Origin of the sequence: Teichococcus deserti, from assembly GCF_001982615.1 — a bacterium.
Classification (GTDB): Bacteria; Pseudomonadota; Alphaproteobacteria; order Acetobacterales; family Acetobacteraceae; genus Pseudoroseomonas; species Pseudoroseomonas deserti.
This window is the reverse complement of record NZ_MLCO01000576.1, coordinates 1-814: the sequence shown is the minus strand read 5'-3', so window position 1 is coordinate 814 and position 814 is coordinate 1. Positions and strand designations below refer to the sequence as shown.

The following is an 814-nucleotide window of genomic DNA, read 5'->3' as shown; positions in this document are numbered from 1 at the left end:
AGGTCCATCCTCTCCCCCCTGTTCTCCTGGAGGCCGTCGCATGATCTCCCGCCGCCACCTGCTGCAGGCCACCGGCGCCGCGCTTGCCGCCCCGGCCGTCGCCCGTGCCGCCACCCCCCGCCGCATCGTCGCCATCGGACCGGCCCTGGTCGAGACGGTCTGCGCCCTCGGCCTGCAGGACGCGCTGGTGGCGGTCGACAACAGCAGCCTCTTCCCCGCCGCCGTCACCCGCCTGCCCCAGCTCGGCTACCTCCGCCAGCTGCCGACCGAGGGCATCGTCGGCCTGTCGCCCGACCTGCTGCTGCTCTCCGACCAGGCCGGCCCGGCCCAGGCGGTCGAGGTGCTGCGCGCCTCCGGCATGCCGGTCGCGGTCGTCGCCGATGGCGCCGGCCCCGAGGCGGTCTCGCAGAAGATCCTGGCCGCCGCCCGCGCAGTGGAGCGCGACGGCGCCCCCCTGGCCGCGGCCGTCGACGCCGACTGGCACGCGCTGGATGCGGCCGTCGCGGCGGCGCCGAAGCCGCGGGTGGTCTTCCTGCTGTCGACCGGCCGCGGCGCGCCGCTGGTCGCCGGTGCCGGCACCCATGCCCATGCGCTGATCGAGGCCGCCGGCGGCGTCAACCCGATGGCCGGCTTCCAGGGCTACCGCCCGCTCTCCGCCGAGGCCGCCGCCACCGCCGGCCCCGACGTCCTGCTGATGATGCAGCATTCGGTGATCGAGGCCGGCGGGCGCGACGCCATCCTGTCCAGCCCCGCCCTGGCCCTGACGCCTGCCGCCGAGAAGCGCCGGCTGCATGCCATCGACCCCGGCCACCTG

At 76.8% G+C, this 814-nt stretch carries 1 protein-coding gene; it reads left to right on the top strand.

Annotated elements, in window-relative coordinates:
* Window positions 1–40 precede the first annotated feature (40 nt).
* The coding region (locus tag BKE38_RS30155) for a heme/hemin ABC transporter substrate-binding protein (RefSeq protein WP_076960720.1) at window positions 41–814 on the top strand (774 nt) is incomplete at its 3' end.